Annotated in this window: 21 protein-coding genes and 1 tRNA gene; 12 read left to right on the top strand and 10 right to left on the bottom strand. The window is 63.4% G+C overall.

Features of this window, described 5'->3' with window-relative positions; genetic code table 11:
* Positions 1 to 198 precede the first annotated feature (198 nt).
* Complete coding sequence (locus KDH09_16690) at positions 199 to 1,023, bottom strand: hypothetical protein (protein ID MCB0221336.1); 825 nt, start codon at positions 1,021 to 1,023, stop codon at positions 199 to 201.
* 181 nt (positions 1,024 to 1,204) lie between these two features.
* Between KDH09_16690 and KDH09_16685 the strand changes: the two genes are divergently transcribed.
* The 3 genes from KDH09_16685 to KDH09_16675 all read left to right on the top strand — a co-directional run bounded on the left by KDH09_16685 (position 1,205) and on the right by KDH09_16675 (position 2,902).
* Positions 1,205 to 1,450 (top strand): MoaD/ThiS family protein, encoded by a 246-nt coding sequence (locus KDH09_16685; protein ID MCB0221335.1) that lies wholly within the window; start codon positions 1,205 to 1,207, stop codon positions 1,448 to 1,450.
* 2 nt (positions 1,451 to 1,452) lie between these two features.
* A complete protein-coding gene (locus KDH09_16680; protein ID MCB0221334.1) occupies positions 1,453 to 1,875 on the top strand; it encodes a molybdenum cofactor biosynthesis protein MoaE in 423 nt (140 codons plus the stop codon).
* Between the two features lie 190 nt (positions 1,876 to 2,065).
* On the top strand, positions 2,066 to 2,902 hold the full coding sequence (locus KDH09_16675) for an SDR family oxidoreductase (protein ID MCB0221333.1): 837 nt from the start codon (positions 2,066 to 2,068) through the stop codon (positions 2,900 to 2,902).
* Here the strand turns inward: KDH09_16675 and KDH09_16670 are convergent.
* From KDH09_16670 to KDH09_16640, 7 genes are all read right to left on the bottom strand, one after another.
* Entirely contained in the window at positions 2,874 to 3,446 is a 573-nt protein-coding gene (locus KDH09_16670) for a hypothetical protein (protein MCB0221332.1), read from the bottom strand. The genes KDH09_16675 and KDH09_16670 overlap by 29 nt on opposite strands.
* 48 nt (positions 3,447 to 3,494) lie before the next feature.
* Positions 3,495 to 3,782, bottom strand: a complete 288-nt coding sequence (locus KDH09_16665; protein MCB0221331.1) for a YggU family protein — start codon at positions 3,780 to 3,782, stop codon at positions 3,495 to 3,497.
* 3 nt (positions 3,783 to 3,785) lie between these two features.
* On the bottom strand, positions 3,786 to 4,568 hold the full coding sequence (locus KDH09_16660; protein MCB0221330.1) for a methyltransferase domain-containing protein: 783 nt from the start codon (positions 4,566 to 4,568) through the stop codon (positions 3,786 to 3,788).
* Positions 4,478 to 4,915: a GIY-YIG nuclease family protein gene (locus tag KDH09_16655; GenBank protein MCB0221329.1), complete on the bottom strand. Its 438-nt coding sequence runs from the start codon at positions 4,913 to 4,915 to the stop codon at positions 4,478 to 4,480. The genes KDH09_16660 and KDH09_16655 overlap by 91 nt, the downstream gene beginning before the upstream one ends.
* Positions 4,916 to 4,969: 54 nt before the next feature.
* Positions 4,970 to 5,482, bottom strand: a complete 513-nt coding sequence (locus tag KDH09_16650) for a DivIVA domain-containing protein (GenBank protein MCB0221328.1) — start codon at positions 5,480 to 5,482, stop codon at positions 4,970 to 4,972.
* 43 nt (positions 5,483 to 5,525) lie between these two features.
* Positions 5,526 to 6,350, bottom strand: coding sequence for a pyrroline-5-carboxylate reductase (gene proC / locus KDH09_16645; GenBank protein MCB0221327.1), 825 nt, complete (start codon positions 6,348 to 6,350; stop codon positions 5,526 to 5,528).
* 73 nt (positions 6,351 to 6,423) lie between these two features.
* Positions 6,424 to 7,125, bottom strand: coding sequence for a YggS family pyridoxal phosphate-dependent enzyme (locus KDH09_16640; protein ID MCB0221326.1), 702 nt, complete (start codon positions 7,123 to 7,125; stop codon positions 6,424 to 6,426).
* A gap of 221 nt (positions 7,126 to 7,346) precedes the next feature.
* Between KDH09_16640 and KDH09_16635 the strand changes: the two genes are divergently transcribed.
* The 5 genes from KDH09_16635 (at position 7,347) to KDH09_16615 (ending at position 10,688) form a co-directional block, all read left to right on the top strand.
* A complete protein-coding gene (locus KDH09_16635; GenBank protein ID MCB0221325.1) occupies positions 7,347 to 7,886 on the top strand; it encodes a pyridoxamine 5'-phosphate oxidase family protein in 540 nt (179 codons plus the stop codon).
* Positions 7,887 to 8,256: 370 nt separating this feature from the next.
* Positions 8,257 to 9,279, top strand: a complete 1,023-nt coding sequence (gene gap, locus KDH09_16630; protein MCB0221324.1) for a type I glyceraldehyde-3-phosphate dehydrogenase — start codon at positions 8,257 to 8,259, stop codon at positions 9,277 to 9,279.
* A gap of 32 nt (positions 9,280 to 9,311) precedes the next feature.
* The gene (locus KDH09_16625; GenBank protein ID MCB0221323.1) at positions 9,312 to 10,070 is read left to right on the top strand and encodes a triose-phosphate isomerase; all 759 of its coding nucleotides are present in this window, start codon (positions 9,312 to 9,314) and stop codon (positions 10,068 to 10,070) included.
* Between the two features lie 46 nt (positions 10,071 to 10,116).
* Entirely contained in the window at positions 10,117 to 10,587 is a 471-nt protein-coding gene (gene secG, locus KDH09_16620) for a preprotein translocase subunit SecG (protein ID MCB0221322.1), read from the top strand.
* 13 nt (positions 10,588 to 10,600) lie between these two features.
* Positions 10,601 to 10,688: transfer RNA gene (locus KDH09_16615), tRNA-Leu, on the top strand.
* Positions 10,689 to 10,903: 215 nt separating this feature from the next.
* Here KDH09_16615 and KDH09_16610 read toward each other — a convergent pair.
* Positions 10,904 to 11,551 (bottom strand): TetR/AcrR family transcriptional regulator, encoded by a 648-nt coding sequence (locus KDH09_16610; protein MCB0221321.1) that lies wholly within the window; start codon positions 11,549 to 11,551, stop codon positions 10,904 to 10,906.
* Positions 11,552 to 11,749: 198 nt separating this feature from the next.
* Between KDH09_16610 and KDH09_16605 the strand changes: the two genes are divergently transcribed.
* From KDH09_16605 to KDH09_16595, 3 genes are all read left to right on the top strand, one after another.
* Complete coding sequence (locus tag KDH09_16605) at positions 11,750 to 13,060, top strand: DUF2236 domain-containing protein (protein ID MCB0221320.1); 1,311 nt, start codon at positions 11,750 to 11,752, stop codon at positions 13,058 to 13,060.
* 165 nt (positions 13,061 to 13,225) lie between these two features.
* Complete coding sequence (locus tag KDH09_16600) at positions 13,226 to 13,648, top strand: ester cyclase (GenBank protein MCB0221319.1); 423 nt, start codon at positions 13,226 to 13,228, stop codon at positions 13,646 to 13,648.
* A 3-nt stretch (positions 13,649 to 13,651) separates the two neighbouring features.
* Positions 13,652 to 14,278, top strand: a complete 627-nt coding sequence (locus KDH09_16595; protein MCB0221318.1) for a TetR/AcrR family transcriptional regulator — start codon at positions 13,652 to 13,654, stop codon at positions 14,276 to 14,278.
* A 178-nt stretch (positions 14,279 to 14,456) separates the two neighbouring features.
* Here KDH09_16595 and KDH09_16590 read toward each other — a convergent pair whose 3' ends face one another.
* On the bottom strand, positions 14,457 to 15,425 hold the full coding sequence (locus KDH09_16590) for a ferritin-like domain-containing protein (protein ID MCB0221317.1): 969 nt from the start codon (positions 15,423 to 15,425) through the stop codon (positions 14,457 to 14,459).
* A 336-nt stretch (positions 15,426 to 15,761) separates the two neighbouring features.
* Here KDH09_16590 and KDH09_16585 point away from each other — a divergent pair.
* Positions 15,762 to 16,761: tetratricopeptide repeat protein (locus KDH09_16585; protein ID MCB0221316.1), on the top strand; the 1,000-nt coding region annotated here is incomplete at its 3' end.

Genomic DNA, 16,761 nt, shown 5'->3' with positions numbered 1-16,761 from the left:
TCCACAGTAACTACCCCGTTCGGCCTGAGTGCGGCGCGACGCGCCGCGTATCGAAGGGCGATCGACAGCCTGTGACGTTGGAGGCCCGCTTGCCCTTCGATACGCCGCATTCGCGGCTACTCAGGACGAACGGAAATGGAATTCGTTAAGACGGACGTAGCGAGAGATTGCCTTCGTCAATAAAGGAGGCGAAGCCTCTCAGCGTCCGATGACGTTGACGTAATAGAGAATGCTGCGGCCCACCGGTGAGTCGCCGAAATCCTTGGTGCGCACGACGTCGACGGCGTAGGGTTCGCCGTCCAGGGTGATGCTCAGCTCGTCGATGGCCTTCTGCAGGGTGGAGGGCGTGGTGAAGTAGAGCCCGCTGATGAAGTAGGGCGAGCTCTCGGCCGCCTTGCTCACGGCGTTCATGGCCATGTCGTCGGGGGCGTAGCTGCCGTTGGTTTCGATTTCGATGGATGGAACCGTCGGGCGGAAGGAGACGCCGCTGTTCTTGAGGGCGGCGCGGGCCTTTTCGATGTCGATGACGTAGGTGGCGCGAAGTCCGCGCTCGTCCTTGTTGACCGAGCGGCGCTTGACCACCGGCATCACCCAGCCGCCCCAGGCGTTCTTGTGCTCGCGCGAGGCGCCGCTCAAGGGATTCGATATTTCCTGGTCCCAGAAGCAGGCGGCAAAGGCCTCGGTCGCGGCGATGCGCGCCATGCGCGACTGGTCCTGCCCGGTCACCGTGTAGGTGATCGGCAGTCCCGGGGCTTCCTGTTTCTTCGAGACGATCTCGTAGGCGTAGGGTTTGGCCTTGGGCTTGGGCGCTTCCTTGACCGGTTCGGGCTCGGGTTCCGGCTCGGCCTCAGGTTCAGGCTCCGGGACGGGTTCGGGGGCTTTTTGGACCGGCCTGGCGACGACGGGTTTGGGCTTGCTGGCCTGGAGGTAGTCGTAGAAATACTTGCCGCCCGCGCCGATGCCTCCCAGCAGCAGGAAGATCAGCAGAAACAGGTCCCAGTAGCGTGGCTGCGAATTGGCCATGTCGTGGGCGCGCGCGGCGCGCGCCTCTCCCCCTCTGTCCCCGTGGCGGGGTGCCCCCGTTCAAGTCCGTGCGGGAGTGATCTTAGGGGCTCCCAACCGGTGCGACAAGGGCAAGGGCCTTGGCCCGGCGCGCGGGGGAAGACTACGATGGCCGCCGACCCTGCCCCGCGGAGAAGAGATTTTGGAAATTACCGTTCGCTACTACGCCCAGGCCCGCGAGGCCGCCGGGAAAGATGAAGAGCGCATTGTGCTCGATGCGGGTGCGAGCCTCGACGCGCTCTGGCACGTGCTGGCCGCGCGGCACCCGGCGCTCTCACCGCTGGAGGCGGGCGTGAGCTTTGCCGTGGGCGCAAACCCCAGCGCGCGTGAGACATCCCTGCAGGCCGGCGACGTGGTGAGCATCCTGCCGCCGGTGAGCGGAGGCTAGGCGTGGCGATCCTCACCAGAGACATTCTCGACGAGCAGGCCCTTCGCGCGCAGGTGCAGAGCGAGCCCTGCGGCGCGGTGATCAGCTTTGCCGGCGTGGTGCGCGAGACCAACGAGGGCCGCGGCGTGACCGGCATCGACTACGAAGCGGCCGCCGACGTGGCGCTGGCCGCCATGGAGAAGATCGAGGAAGAGGCGCGCGAGCGCTTCGAAATCGAGGCCATCGTGATCGCCCACCGCGTGGGTTATCTGGCGATCGGCGAAGCGAGCGTCGTCATCGCCGTGGGCGCGGGCCACCGCCCGGCGGCCTTCGATGCCTGCCGCTGGGCCATCGACACTCTCAAGGAACGCGTGCCCATCTGGAAAAAGGAACACTTCGCAGAGGGCGGCACGGGCTGGGTCGCGGGCGTGAAGATGAAGAGCTGAGCAAATTTCATGGCGGCTGGAGTCCGCGGGAGACCCAGGAGAACATACAGACGCCCCTTGCGCTCCGAAGCGTGCACCTGCACGAGCACGTGCACGCTGAGGTGACGCGGCTACCGAGGAATTCTGAAAGCGGTCTGAACCCTTTTCGCACCGAATATCATCTGACCAGACCTGACGGGGGATTATTCACATGAAAGACAAAATCGTCGTCATCACCGGCGCCAATTCTGGAATCGGAAAGGCTGCGGCCACGGATCTCGCCCGCAAGGGCGCCCACGTGGTGATGCTCTGTCGCAACCAGAGCAAGGCCGAGGCCGCGCGCGAGGAGATTCGCCGCGACTCGGGCAGCGACACGGTGGACTTCATCCAGGCGGATCTGGCCTCCTTCGACTCCATCCGCCAGGCAGCCGCGCAGGTCCAGAAGGACTACCCGCGCATCGACGTGCTGCTCAACAACGCGGGACTGATGCTGAGCAAGCGCTCGGAGACCGCCGACGGTTTCGAGATGCAATTCGGGACCAACCATCTGGGCCCCTTCCTGCTCACCAACCTGCTGCTGCAAACGCTCAAGGACTCGGGCCCCGCGCGCATCGTCAACGTCGCCTCCGCCGCTCATTGGGGCGGCAAGATCAAGTTCGACGACCTCAACATGAGCAAGGGACGCTACATCGGCTTCCTGCAGTACTGCCACACCAAGCTGATGAACATTCTCTTCACTCGCGAGCTCGCGCGCCGCATCGAGGGCACCCGGCTCACCACCAACTGCCTTCATCCCGGCGGCGTGAACACCAACTTCGCCGCCGGTCAGGCGCCCGGCTTTCTCGACGGCATCGTCCGCAGCGCCATGATCACCCCCGAGCAGGGCGCGCGGACTTCCGTGTATCTGGCCAGCGACCCGGCAGCGGCAAACGTCAGCGGCGAGTATTTTGCCAAGTGCAAGAAGGCGATGAGCAGCCGGCGCTCCAAGAACATGGCCGACGCGCTTCGGCTCTGGACGGTCAGCGAGCAGTTGGTTGGATTGAAGTAATCTCGGGCTGCGGCGTTTCGGCCGGGACATTGGGAAGCCCGTAACTGCCTGATAGGATGTGACAGCTGCCCAGTCCTGCAAGCGCTCTTTCTCGCTCGACAAGTGAGAGGGAAAGCCACACTTCTGTTCTGGCCCCTACTACTACGTCCGGCTTGATATCATCTTCAAAAGCTACACGTATGAAATACGTTTGTCCGGCCTCTGCAATGATTGAAGCTTCGTAACGCTCATTGACGAAGATTTCATTTCTTAGCTCGGTCCAAACCGTAAAGCGCCCCGGCTCTCGCAAGTGAAAGAAGGCACCTGCGTTGGGAAGTTCCGTGACCATCCGCAAGCCATCTCGTATGTCCAGAGAGTGTATCGATCCGACAAAATTTGCAGGTCGATAGATGACCACCAGCACCTTGTCTTCAGGCGGCTTGGGGAGGGCTTCGATATCAACCATCGGGCCTTCAGCAGAGAACCAGTTGTGCAAGCTACAAGCGCCCAGAAAGAGGGCCAGCCCCAATGCCACCACACCAGCCAAATAGCTTCGATCTCTCATAGTGGGATTATCTCCGATCTGGAGAACGCGAGAAAACTGTCTTATCTATCAAATCTGCGCCAACGCTTTCACCTTCTCCAGGCACTCCTCGGGAACCCGCACGCGCTTGGCGCGTGAGCTCTGGCCGGAGACGAGCTCGCAGGCACTTTTGGGAACGCCGAGTTTTTTCGAGAGAAATCTGATCAGCGCTTCGTTGGCCGCGCCGTCCACCGGCGGGGCCTTGAGCGCAACCTTCAGCGCCTCGCCATGGAGGCCGACGACGCCCTCGCGGCTGGCGCGGGGCTGGATGTGGAGGCTGAGGACGATGCCGTCCGGGGTCTGGGTGTAGTAGGACACGAATCAACCCGCCGATTCTGCAGTGGGCCGCCGGCAGAGAACCAGGCGCTCACCAGGTTCCAGTCCGAATTTTTCGACGGCTGCTTCGCCGAGCTGCTCCGCGTAGGGACAGACACTTACTTCGAAACCCGCCGCACGCAGGCGCTCGGGGTAATCGGCGCCATAAATGCGCACATGATCGCTCTGACCAAACGCTTTAAGCCGCTCATCGGCGGATGTAATCGTCGAATCCTCATAGGTGTACTCGCGCGCCCACTCTACCGGCGAGTGAATCACACCCCAGCCACCGGGCTTCATCACGCGCAAAAGCTCACGCAACGCGGCGGCCTCATCTTCAATGTGTTCGAGCAGATGCAGGCACAGCACCACATCGAACGAATTGCTCTCAAAGGGCAGGTCCGTCACATCCACATGATGATCGGCCCAGGCCGATTGCAGATCAGCACGGACGACATCCAGCGAGCGGTTTCTCTCGAGTACCAGTGAAATCGCCGGTTCAGGCGCCAGGTGGAGGACGCGAAATTCGCCGCGGAGCAGATCGGTTTGCGTTTCGAGATAGCGCGCAAGCAGGCGGTGGCGTTCGAGCGCGCCGCACGCCGGGCAGCGCGCGTCGGGACGCAGGCTGTCGCCGCCGGGAAGGAACGCGCGAAATCCCAACCCGCAACACGTGCAGGAACGCTGCCTTCCCCACATGCTCAAGGTGCGGAGCCGCCAGTAGGCCCGCCGCAACGGACGCTCAAGTGGTTGCGGCAGGAGCGCCCGGATGCTCTGGGTGTAGTGGGACACCAGGTCTCCTCTCTATCTCCCGCAGCCCCGCCCCGTTCGCCCTGAGGAGCCTTGCGCAGCAAGGCGTCTCGAAGGGCCAGGCCGGCACCGCTGCGACTCGCGAGCCGAGCAATCATTACAAAGTCACCACGAACCAGCGCTTCTTTCTTGGCGCGGTTCCAACCCTTGATCTGGCGCTCGGCTTCCAAGGCTTCAGCGCGCTGCACGCATTCCTGATGCCAGATCAACTGAACCGGTCGGCGTGAATACGTGTAACCCCGTACCTCCCGCTGCTGGTGTTCGGAGATTCTATTCTCAAGATTGTCGGTATGTCCGACGTAGTACGTGCCATCGGAATAGTGCAGTATGCATACGAAGAACGGTTTCTAGCTCATCCGATAGCAGCGTCCGAAGCAATTCCCCTACTTCTTCTGCCCGCCCGCCGGTATGTAGGCCAGGTTGGCTTCGGCTTCGTCGCTCTTCTTGGCGGCGTCGACGTCGACGGAGAGAAGCTTGTAGTGGGTCTCCAGCACGGCTTTGAGTTCCTGCTGGGCCTGCACTCTCTGGCGCTTGAGATCCTGGATCTGCCGCTGAAGCTCGGCCATGCGGTTGTGGGCGTTCTTGACGATCTCGTCGGCGCGAAGGTTCGCCTCGGCGGTGGTCAGCTCTGCCTCGCGCTGGGCGCCCTTGCGCAGGTCTTCGGCGACCTTCTGCGCCATCATGATGGTCTCGCGCAGGTTTTGTTCGCGCTCTCTGTGCTGGGAGAGCTCGGTGTCCTTGCGGCTGAGTTCTTCCTTGAGCTCGTTGAAGTCGCCCATGGTCTCGGCGTAGATCGTCGCAATCATCTCGAGGAAGTTGCGGACCTCGCGCACGGAGTATCCCGAGATACTCTTGGCGAATTCCTTCTGCTGAATTTCCATTGGCGTCATTCGCATGACGGCTAACCCTCCTGCCGGTCACCTGTCCGGCGCTGAAAACTTACCCCTTGGGTTTTCCAAGTTCCTTGCTTCTTTGTGCCGCGGCGGTAACGGCCTCGATGGCTGCCGAGCGGAAGCCGTGGGCTTCGAGCACCGCGCAGCCGGCGATCGTCGTGCCGCCCGGCGAGGTCACCTGGTCCTTGAGCTGGGCCGGGTGGGTGCCGGTCTGCCGCACCATGCGCGCGGCCCCCTCCACCGTGGCGGCCGCCAGTTCGAGGGCCTGCGCCCTCGAAAGCCCCATCCGCACGCCGCCGTCGGAGAGGGCTTCGATAAATTCAAACACATAGGCGGGTCCCGAGCCTGAGAGCCCCGTCACAGCATCGAGCAATTCTTCCTTGGCCACTTCGACCACCGTGGGGCCCAGCGCCTTGAGCACCGAGAGGACTTTTTCCCGCTGGGCTTCGTCGCAGCCGCAAAAGTGCACGGCCGAGGCCCCGGCGCCCACAAGCGCCGGGGTGTTGGGCATCACGCGCGCGCAGGCCCGCGCCTTTGGTTTGGGACAGATCACCGAGAGCGGCACGCCCGCGGCAATGGAGACCCGCACCTGGTCGGCCGGCCCCATGGCTTCGACCTCTTCAAGACAGGCGGCGACCATGTCGGGCTTGACTGCCAGCACCAGCACGGTGGCCACGTCGGCCACGGCGGAGTTCTTCTCGCTCACCTCGATGCCGTAGGCATCGCTCAGGTGGGTGCGTCGCGCGGCAAAGGGCTCGGAGACGCGGATGCGCTCTTTCGAAACCACGTTCGAGGCAATCAGGCCGCGGATCATGGCCTCGGCCATGTTGCCGCCGCCGATGAATCCAATGATGTCGTCGTTACTCAGCATTTCAGCTCTCTCGAATCGAAAGTACAGCGTACTCCAATCCGGCAAAAGATGGGTGGGACACAGAAGGAAAGAATCAGGCGTAAGAGCGGGAACCAAATATGGCAGATCCAACCCGGACCAAGGTCGCGCCCTCTTCGATGGCGATTTCGAAGTCGGCGCTCATGCCCATGGAGAGCTCGATCCGCTCTATGTCCCTGATAATAGGGGATTTTGCCAGTTCGCGCAAGCGCTGGAAGGTGGCCCGGACGGCCCCCTCATCCGCCGCATCTCCGGGGGCGTGGGCCATGGTCATCAGGCCTTTGAGCCGCACGCCCTCGCTCTGCCGGGCGCGGGTGACGAGGTGTTCGAATTCCTCCGGCGGGGCCCCGGTCTTCGCCGCCTCCCCCGAGAGGTTGAACTCCAGCAGAATGTCCTGGGTAAGCCCTTCGCGGGCGGCGCGGCCTGCCACGGCGTCCAGGATCTCCGCGGAGTCGACCGAGTGAATGAGCGCGGCGTTTCCGACGACGTATTTTACCTTGTTCTTCTGGAGGTGCCCGATGAAGTGCCATTCAATCCCGGAGAGCCCGGCCAGCTCGCGGGCCTTGTCGCGCAGTTCCTGCCCGTAGCTCTCGCCAAAGACGCGCTGGCCGCTCTCCCAGGCCTCGGCGATCATCGCCGCCGGGTGGGTCTTGCTGACCGCCACGAGCCGGACCCCCGAAAGATCCCGCCCGCACCTCGCGCACGCGGCGGCAATGCGCGAGTCGATGGCGGCAAGGTTTTCGGCGAGCACGCTCATGCGGGGAAAGTGGCGCATGGGACGCGGCGAGGCAAGGCACAGAATCCGTCCACGTCCACGACAAACGAATAAGACGCGAAGCGTCCGTGGCCGTGGCCGTGGACGTGGACGTGGACGTGGACGTGGACGTGGACGAAATCAGAAATCACAACGCAGCAGGGTTTGGCAAGCCAAGCCCCCACCGGCAACAATGGCGCTCACCAGCGCGCGGGGAATTAGCCATGGAAGTCTTCAGCAAAATCGACAAAAAGATCCGCACCTTCATCGACGCCCAGAAGATGTTCTTCGTCGCCACCGCGCCGCTCTCGGGCGAGGGGCACGTGAACCTCTCGCCCAAAGGCCTCGACAGCTTCCGGGTGCTCTCGGAGACGCGGGTCGCCTACCTCGACCTGACCGGCAGCGGCGCCGAGACCATTGCCCATCTAAAAGAGAACGGGCGCATCACCATCATGATGTGCGCCTTCGAGGGACCGCCCAACATCCTGCGACTCTTTGGAACGGGCACGGCCCACCCGGTGGGGACGCCCGGTTACGAGAAACTCGCAGGCGAGTTCGCAGGCCTGCAGGGCGCGCGCAGCATCGTCGAAGTTGAGCTCACCCGCGTGCAGACCTCCTGCGGCTACGCGGTGCCCTTCTACGAATTCAAGGGCGAGCGCGAACAGCTCACCAAGTGGGCCGCCAAAAAGGGCGAAGGCGGCATCGCCGACTACCAGCGGAAGAACAACCACACGAGCATCGACGGGCTGCCGGCGCTGGATTGACAACCTACCGTCAGCCCGCTCGCGGATCGCATTCATCCCCAGCTTCTGACATTGCCGTGGCCGTCGTAAACGTGATCGTGCTCGTGCACGCACTCGAAAGCGGTGCGCCTGGCGCCAATGCTCCACGGCAGCCCCGCTGCCGGAATCGAGCACGAGCACGTCCACGTCTACGATCACGACTGCTCAGGCTCCCGGGAATTCCGGGGTGCTTTCACCCCAAACACAAGTTTGCCAAGCCAAACCCCGCAGGTTCCTGTTACTTCTACGCGACTGCGTGTTGACTCCGCGCGCCTTGGTGGCAAAGTAGCGCCAGCGACCCGCGTCGCCGCGCCGCGGCAATGCCGGACGGGCCGCGCTAAGGAGCTTTCCGATGAGCAAGATTCGCGTCGCCATCAATGGCTTTGGTCGCATTGGGCGCGTTGTCACCCGCTGCTGGCTCGACGATCCGGACCTCCCCGACGTGGAGATCGTGGGCATCAACGACCTCGCAGATGCCGAGCAGATGGCCCACCTGTTGCGCTATGACTCGGTCCACGGGCGTTTTCCCCATGAAGTGCGACTGGAGGGAGATACCCTCCACATCGGCACGCACGCCGCTCGCTACACTTCGATCGCCGATCCCGCCCAGCTTCCCTGGAAGGAACTGGACGTGGACATCGTGCTCGAATGCACGGGCCTGATGCTCAAGAAGGAGCTGGCCCAGAAGCACCTGGACGCCGGGGCCAAGCGCGTGTTGCTCTCGGCCCCGCCCAAGGGCGAAGGCGTGCCGACCATCGTGCTCGGCGTCAACGAGAAGACCTTCGACCCAGCAAGCGACCTCGTCGTCTCGAATGCCTCGTGCACGACCAATTGTCTGGCACCGCTGGCCCATGTTCTCCACGAGGAATTCGGCATGGAGCGCGGCCTGATGGTGACGGTGCATTCCTATACCAACGACCAGAACATGCACGACTCGCCCCACAAGAAGGACTGGCGCCGCGCGCGTGCGGGCGGGCTCTCCATGATCCCGACCTCGACGGGCGCGGCCAAGGCTGTGGGCCTGGTGCTCCCGCACCTCAAGGGCCGTCTCAGCGGCTACGCCGTGCGCGTGCCCACCCCCAATGTCTCGCTGCTCGATCTCACCGTGCAGACCCGCGATCCCGTCAGCGTCGAGTCGATCAATGAGGCGGTCAAACGCCGCTCGAACAGCGACCTCGACAAGATCCTGCGCTGGACCGACGAACCGCTGGTCTCACGCGACCTGCTGGGCGATCCCCACTCGTGCATCTTCGATTCGCTGTGCACCCAGGTGGCCGACGATCACCTTGCCAAGGTGGTTGCGTGGTATGACAATGAAGTGGGATACTCCTACCGCCTCATCGAACTGGCGGCGTACGTAGGACGCCACATCTAGCGACCACCTGGCGGGGGAGCGCGGGGAGATCCATGGCCAAGCTGATTGTCGGAAACTGGAAGATGAATCCCACGGCCCTCAAGTCGGCCGTGACGCTGGGCCAGGGGATTCGCGAGAAACTCGGCGTGGACGGGATTCCAGGCGGCGTCACCGTCGGGCTGGCGCCGCCCGCCTGCTACCTGCATGCCGTCGGCCAGTGCGTGGAGGGCTCTCCCGTGCGCCTTGGCGCCCAGAACATCTGCTGGGAAGACGAGGGCGCCTTCACCGGCGAGATCTCCCCCACCATGCTCAAGGACGTCGGCGGCAGCTTCACCATCGTGGGGCATTCCGAGCGCCGCGCGCTCTTTCGCGAGACCGACGACATCATCAACAAGCGCCTCAAGCACGCCATTGCCTCGGGGCTCGAGGTGATCCTCTGCGTGGGGGAGACCCTTCCCCAGCGCGAGAAGGGCATCACCAAGATGATCGTCGAGGAGCAGCTCCGCGGCAGCCTGCTGGGCCTCGAACCAGCCGATTTCGAGAGAATCATCATCGCCTACGAGCCCGTCTGGGCCATCGGAACCGGCGTAAATGCCCAGAGCGCCCAGATTGCCGAAGCTCACGCCCAGATCCGCGAATACCTGGAAGCGGGCTTCGGCGTGGGGCAGGACCTGAGAATCCTCTACGGCGGCTCGGTCAAGCCTGAGAACGCTGCGGACATCTACGCCACCGTAGGGGTCGACGGGGCCCTGGTGGGCGGCGCGAGTCTTCAGGTCGAGTCCTTTACAACCCTTGTAGAATTGGCTAGTTAATTGCGCCTCGCGTCGCGGGTTTGGCGTTGCGCGGGTTTTAATACGTATGGAAACACTGATCACAGTTTTGCACGTCATCGTCGCCGCCTTTTTGATTCTGGTGGTGCTTCTGCAGACCGGCCAGTCCGACATGGGCACCTCCTTTGGTGGCAGCTCGGGCTCGGTGCTCGGTGCGGCGGGCGCCAACAAGTTCATGACCCGGCTGACGACCATTGCCGCGGCAGTGTTCATGTTCACCTCCATCAGCCTGACCATCCTCGGCGGCGCCGAGGCGGGTTCGAGCTCGGTGGTGGGCGACCTGCCCGACACGCCCCCGGCCGCCACGCAGCCGGCGACGACCGAAGATCAGGCCGCCGCTGAAGAGGCCGCTCCGGCTGAAGCTGCGACCAATGCCGCGGCCGAAGGCGAAGCGGCTCCGGCCGAGGCCGCTGCCGAAGGCGAAAGCGCCCCCGAAGCCGCCGCTCAAGAGCCGCCGGCCGACGAAGCCCCCGCGGAGGCGGAGACCCCCGCGCAATAACAAACAAGATTCTGCCCAGGTGGTGAAATTGGTAGACACGCTAGACTAAGGATCTAGTTCCTTTAACGGGAGTGCTGGTTCGACTCCAGTCCTGGGCACCAAGAAAAAGAAAAGCCCGCTGAGTTCTCTCAGCGGGCTTTTTTGTGTGCGAAGTATTTATCGCTCCCTGCTCCCCTCGCGGGGGAGCTGTCCGGCAAAGCCGGGCTGAGGGGGTGCCGGTACCGGAGCTCGTACATTCAGATGCTGATCGCCAACTGCACGTCCCCCTCAGTCGCCTTCGGCGACAGCTCCCCCGCAAGGGGAGCAGGGATGGGATTCACGATCGCTTCTGCAGCGCCATCGCCGTCATCGCGATGTAGCCCGTAATCATGCGCGTGAGTTCCTCGAGCAGTTCTTCGCGCTTTTCCGCCATGCCCGGATCGGCGGTGATCTGCAGAATGGCCGAGCCTGCGGTGACGGTGATGAGCATGAGGCGCTCTTCGGTGAGCCACTCGTGGGGGACGCTCTGCTGGCGAAAAACGTAGGGCTGCGCTTCGCGCACCAGGTCCATGGCGGCGCCGCGCACCTGGGGGGCGCGCCAGACGAAGGATGCCTCCAGCACGAAGGTGCGCAGCAGGGCGGCGTTCTCCAGGGCGAAGTCACTCATCGCGCCCAGCCACCCGCGCAGCATCTGCAGGGGCGGCAGGTGCATGAGCGAGCGGGCGCTCTCCATGGCGTGGCTGCGGGTTTTCTCGGCCATGCGGGCCGCCACGGCGGTGACGGCAGAGTCCTTGTTCTCGAAGTAGTCGTAGAAGCTCGCCACGCTCACGCCGGCGCGCCCCGCGATGTGATTGGTGGTGGTCTTGGCGTAACCGCGCTCCACCAGAATCTGAGCAGTTGCTTCGAGAATGGCCTCCACCGTCGCGCGCGACCTGCCCTGTTTGGGCTTTCTGACCGCTTTTTTGCTGGTTTTACGCCGTCCCATGGGTCTCTCCGTGATCCAAGTAGAATCCAAGTATTTACTTGTATACTCTATGGACGCCTGCCGGGTAAGGGCGCCGCCGGGCCCGAGAACGCTGTTTCCGGGAACCCAGACCAATCGGCCCCCGCCCTGCTTCCTGCCGGCTGCCGCTGCAGGAACAGGCACACAATTCAGGCTGAGTCGACTTACAGGAGCATCACCATGGAGCAAGCGACTACGGACAACCTCGTCTCGATCAAGAAGCGACCCGCACAGAAAAAAAACCGCGCAAAGCGCATGAGCCTGGCCGACGTCGATCCCGATCTCGTGCCGAGTCGTCACTTCGATCCCTATGGCGGGGAGAAATCGGCGCTCAAGACCGGGCCCTTCGCCCTGCTCGCAAAGCGCTACGCCCCCGAGCCAGGCCACGTCGAGCGCGCGCGCCAGCTCACCCTGGTGGGCGATCCACTCTCGGACGCCTTTGCGGCGCTCTATCCCAAACTCGGCTACGCGGTCGCGCGCAAGATGCTCGACACCGCGCTCAACGAGGGCATCGAGGCGGTCGAGAACGCGCCCGAAGAACTCAAGGCGCTCTTCAAGGAACTCGATTCCACGCCCATGTGGGTCGATCGCAGGATGATCGAAAAAGGCGCTGCCGTGATGCGGCGCTACGCATTCCTGAGCTGGCTCACCATGCGGCTGGCATTCTCCCAGACCTACATCAACGCCAACGCGGGCATGCCGCTCTACATGACGGGTTCGCTCAGCGACAAGACCGTCGCGCGGCGCCTGAAAGAAACTTCCAAGTGGCGCATGGAAGTCCAGCAACCCGGCGCCATGGACCGCTTCGGCGAAGGGTTCAAGACCACCGTGCGCGTGCGCGTGCTCCACTCCCTGCTGCGCCATCACCTGATCGCAAACCCCGAGTGGAATGTTGAAGAGCTCGGCGTTCCCATCCCGCAAATCGACATGTGCGGGGCCAACGTCGGGATGATGGCCGTGCACTCCTACCTGCTGCGCGGCATGGGCGCGCGCATCTCGCGCTCGGAGATGGAAGCGGTGATCCACTTCTGGCGCTACCACGGTTTTGTCATCGGCGTGGTGGACGATCTCAACCCGACCAGCTTCCACGACGTTTTCCGCATGTTCGGGCGCCTTGCCGCGCTCATCCGCTTCCGCTTCGACGAGCGCGCGGCCGTACTGACCCGCGCGACCTTCACCGCGAAGATGCACGAAGACGAAGGCCTGTGGGGCAAGTTCCTCGACCTCGTGGACATCAACGTCTCGACCGGATTCTTCTATCTCTCGTCCGGCAAGAAGCTCTACGAGCTCATGGGCATGAAGGGCTCGACCGGCTGGCCGCTCTTTGCGCCGGCGATCTTCCCCTTCGTCTTCGCCGCCGACACCGTGCGCAAGGCCGTTCCCGGCGGCAGCCGCATCGCCAGCGAGATCGGCCGCCGCCAGTTCGCCCGCGCGCTCAGCGCCGAGGGCGTGCAGAACGCCCCGTTCAACCCCTACCACATGGCCGGCTAGGCGCGGCTCCGAACGAAGAGCCAAACCGGCCCCGCCTCGAACCAGAGGCGGGGCCGCTTTTTTGTGGCACAGTCCAGATTCTGGACTGTAGTCTTGACATGAGACTAGTGTCTTACATAACATCGGCCTCGTTCGACAGACACTTCCAAGTGAGGAAACCAGGTCATGGCAATGAGCAAGGAACAGATGGATCAGCGGATGGACGAGCACTTCGGCTTTGAGGAACGCGACGACATCGAGGGCGTGCTCGGCACGCTCGCCGAGGGCGCGCGCCACGACATCATCGGCTGGCCGACCGGCCCGACCACCAGCCACGAGGACATGCGCCAGTTCTACGCGACGCTCTTCGGCGACCTTTCGGACGGCAAGGTGAAAACGATTCGGCGCTTCTACGGGGAGAACTTCCTGGTCGACGAATCCGAGTGGAGCGGCAAGGCCCCCGGGCGCCCCTTCGGCATCGAGGGCAGGAACCGCCCGCTCAAGTTCCGCCTGCTTCACGTCGTGGAGTTCGGCGAGGACACGAAGCTCAAGTCCGAGCAGGTCTGGCTCGATTTCCCCTCGCTGATGGCGCAGCTTCCCCAGGAGTAGCTTGTGGCACGCACCAACCAGCGCCACCGCACGCGCAAGGACCTCCTGCTGGCGGCGACGCGCCTGCTCAAGGAGGGGCGCGCCCCCAACATGGGAGAGATCGCCGACGAGGCCATGGTCTCGCGCGCGACGGCCTATCGCTACTTCCCCACGCTCGAAGCCCTGCTCTGCGAGGCGCCACTCGATGAGGGAATGCCCGATCCAAAGGAGTTCTTTGCCGGGGACACCTCGACCGACGCCGCCGCGCGCGCGCAGAAGGTCGAGGGCCTGCTGCACGAATTTACCTACGGCAATGAGACGCAGTTCCGCGCCTCGCTCGCCTACTCCCTTCGCCAGGGCGCCGAGGACCGCGAGACGCCGGTGCGCCAGAACCGGCGCACCCCGCTGCTTGAGGAAGCCCTGGCCCCGGTCAAGGGCGAGCTCAGCCGCAAGGCCTACGAGCGCCTGCGCTCGGCGCTCGCGGTCTTCATCGGTATCGAGGCCATGGTCGTCTGCAACGACGTCCTGCGCCTGAGCAAGGACGAGGCCTACGAGGTCAAACAATGGGCCGTGCAGGCGCTCGTCGAGCGCGCCCTCGAAGAAGCGCGTGCCGCACCGAAGGCGAAAAAGAAGACAAAGAAGGCGAAGTAAGAGGCTCAATCAAAAGCGGCCCCGTCCGGGGCCGCTCTTTGTGTGGGCCATTGCCCTCCGACTTCGTCCTTCGACAGGCTCAGGACGAACGGTACCCAGACAGCATACTCATTGTCGAGCACCCTTCCCGTTCGTCCTGAGCTCGTCGAAGGATCGAACGGGCCGACATATTGTTTCGTCAGTTCTCGAAGATTTCCGCGGCCATTTCCACCGCGCTCTTGGGATGGGCGGCGGTGTCCCCGGAGCCCTTGCTCATGTTTTCGCTGGCAACGATGCTCATGAAGCCGAGGTCGACCCCGGTGCCCGCCTTGATGGCGCGGCGAACGGTCTCGGCGATCCTGCGGCCGCGGGGGCTCTCCAGGGAAGCGATGAAATCGTTGAACTGCTTGACCGCGGGATTTCTCGAGAGCTCGGGCTTGCCATAGAGCCGGCGCAGGCGCATGAGTGCTTCCTTCTGCCGCACGCTGCCCTTGTCGAGGTAGGACATGGGCTCCAGAAACACGTCGAATCCAAAGCCCTGCCCCCAGATGGTCGTGCCCCACACGTCGCGGTTGAAGAGCGCCGGCAGGCGGCTCTTCTTCTTTGGCTTCATGATGTGGTCCGAGCAGTACTCGGACATGTAGAAGTCCATGGTGACGTGGCGCGACTCGTCCTGGTTGACCTTCTCGATGACGGCGCGGCTGAGCGGGTCCTCGACGTAGTCATTCAAAGCGCGCAGCAGCGCGATGTCGAGGAAGAGCTCGCCGATGGTCACGGCGCTGTTGGCAAAGGCCGGGTTCATCGTATCGAGCGAGCTCACGAAGTAGGGAAAGAACGCCATCATCGCCTTGCTGGGCAGGTAGGTCTTGTAGGCGTGAACGTCGAAGTAATCCTGCAGACGCGCCATGGCCTGGGCGTGGCGCACTTCGTCCTTGTGAAAGTTCTTGTAGATCGCCTTCACGGTCGGATCTTCCATGCGCTCGGAAAGCGAGAGGAAGAGCGCGGCGGCCATGCGTTCGATGTAGGAGAGATTGAGAAAGTGCTGGCAGACGCGGATCTCGTCCTCGCGTGAGAGCTGGAGCTTCGTCTTGCCCGACCAGTCGAAGTCGTTGACGTCCCAGTGACCCTTCTCGACCCGGTCGAGCATCTTTTCGAGATCGAGTTTCATGACAATCCTCCAACTCCCCGGCCCCCGCCCGCGGGAGTCCGGCTGAAACTGACTCAGGAATCATAATTCGGGAAACAGCGGGGTCCAAGGGACAGATATTTTTGCCACAGAGAGCACAGAGATCACGGAGAGAAGAAATCTGGAACCACAGATGGCCGCAGATGAACACGGATTTTGAAGACTCAGGAGTTAAATCCGATCTGTGTGCATCCGTGGCCATCTGTGGTTCAAATCCGGCCTCCGTGATCTCTGCGCCCTCTGTGCCAAATCCTCCCCTGTCCGAAATCCCGGACACCTGTGATACACTATCCCTCACCTGCCTGAGGAGAGAGTGCGTTGGCCGAGGAGCCCGAAATCGAGGGCCTGCCCGAGGAGGTCGAGGAGCGGATCGACCGCGGCGATTACGCCGGGGCGCTCTCGCTGCTCGAGTCGCTGGAGGTTCCAGCCGCCGGTGATCTTCGCGCCGAGCTTTTCTACCGCATCGGTTATTGCCGCCTGCACCTGGGCCGCTACGGGCAGGCGCAGGAAGCGCTACTGGCCGCGCGCGCCGCGGACGAAGGCGAGCACTTCCGCTTTCGCATCTCGGTGGCGCTGGCAAACCTCATGCTGCGCTCGGGCCGCTACGGCGATGCGGCAAAGTTGCTGCGCGACCTGCTCGAGAGCGGAGGCCACGATCCCGAAGAAGAGACCCTGCTCCACTACTCGCTGGGGCAGGCCGAGTTCTACCTGGGCGAGCTCAAGGAGGCGATCGCTTCCTTCCACAAGGCGCTCGCCCACTACCGCAAGAGCAAATCCGCGCGCGGCATCATTTCGACGCTGCAATCTCTGGCCGCCGCCCACCAGCTTCGCCACGAAGTCGAGCCCGCCACCGATGCCTACCTGGAGGCCTACGAACTCTCGAAGAAACAGGAAGACTGGCAGAGCGTCGGGCTGATTTACCTGAATCTGGGCGCGCTCTATCAGGACCGCGGCCACTACATCAATGCCGAGCACTACTTCGACCAGGCGCTGGCGATCATGCGCGACTTGGGGCGCGTGCCCTACGAGGTTTCGCTGCTGTGCAACCTGGGCAACCTGACCGTGCGGATGGGACTGCTCGATGAAGCGTCCGAGTATTTCGAGGGCGCCGAGAAACTGCTCGAAGAAAAACCCGAGCTCAAGCAGTACCGCGGCTACCTGCACGCCTACCGCAGCGAGCTGCACGCCGATACCGGCGACTTCGATGCGGCGGCAAGGGATCTCAAAGACGCGCAGGAGATTTTCTCGGCGCTCAAGAATCCCAAGGACCTGGCGCTCGTGGCCGAGGGCCGCATCGAGTTGGCCGTTCGTGCCCATG

This window comes from Chrysiogenia bacterium (genome assembly GCA_020434085.1).
GTDB lineage: Bacteria > JAGRBM01 > JAGRBM01 > JAGRBM01 > JAGRBM01 > JAGRBM01.
The sequence above is the reverse complement of the archived record's forward strand: the minus strand, read 5'-3'. Positions and strand labels throughout refer to the sequence as shown.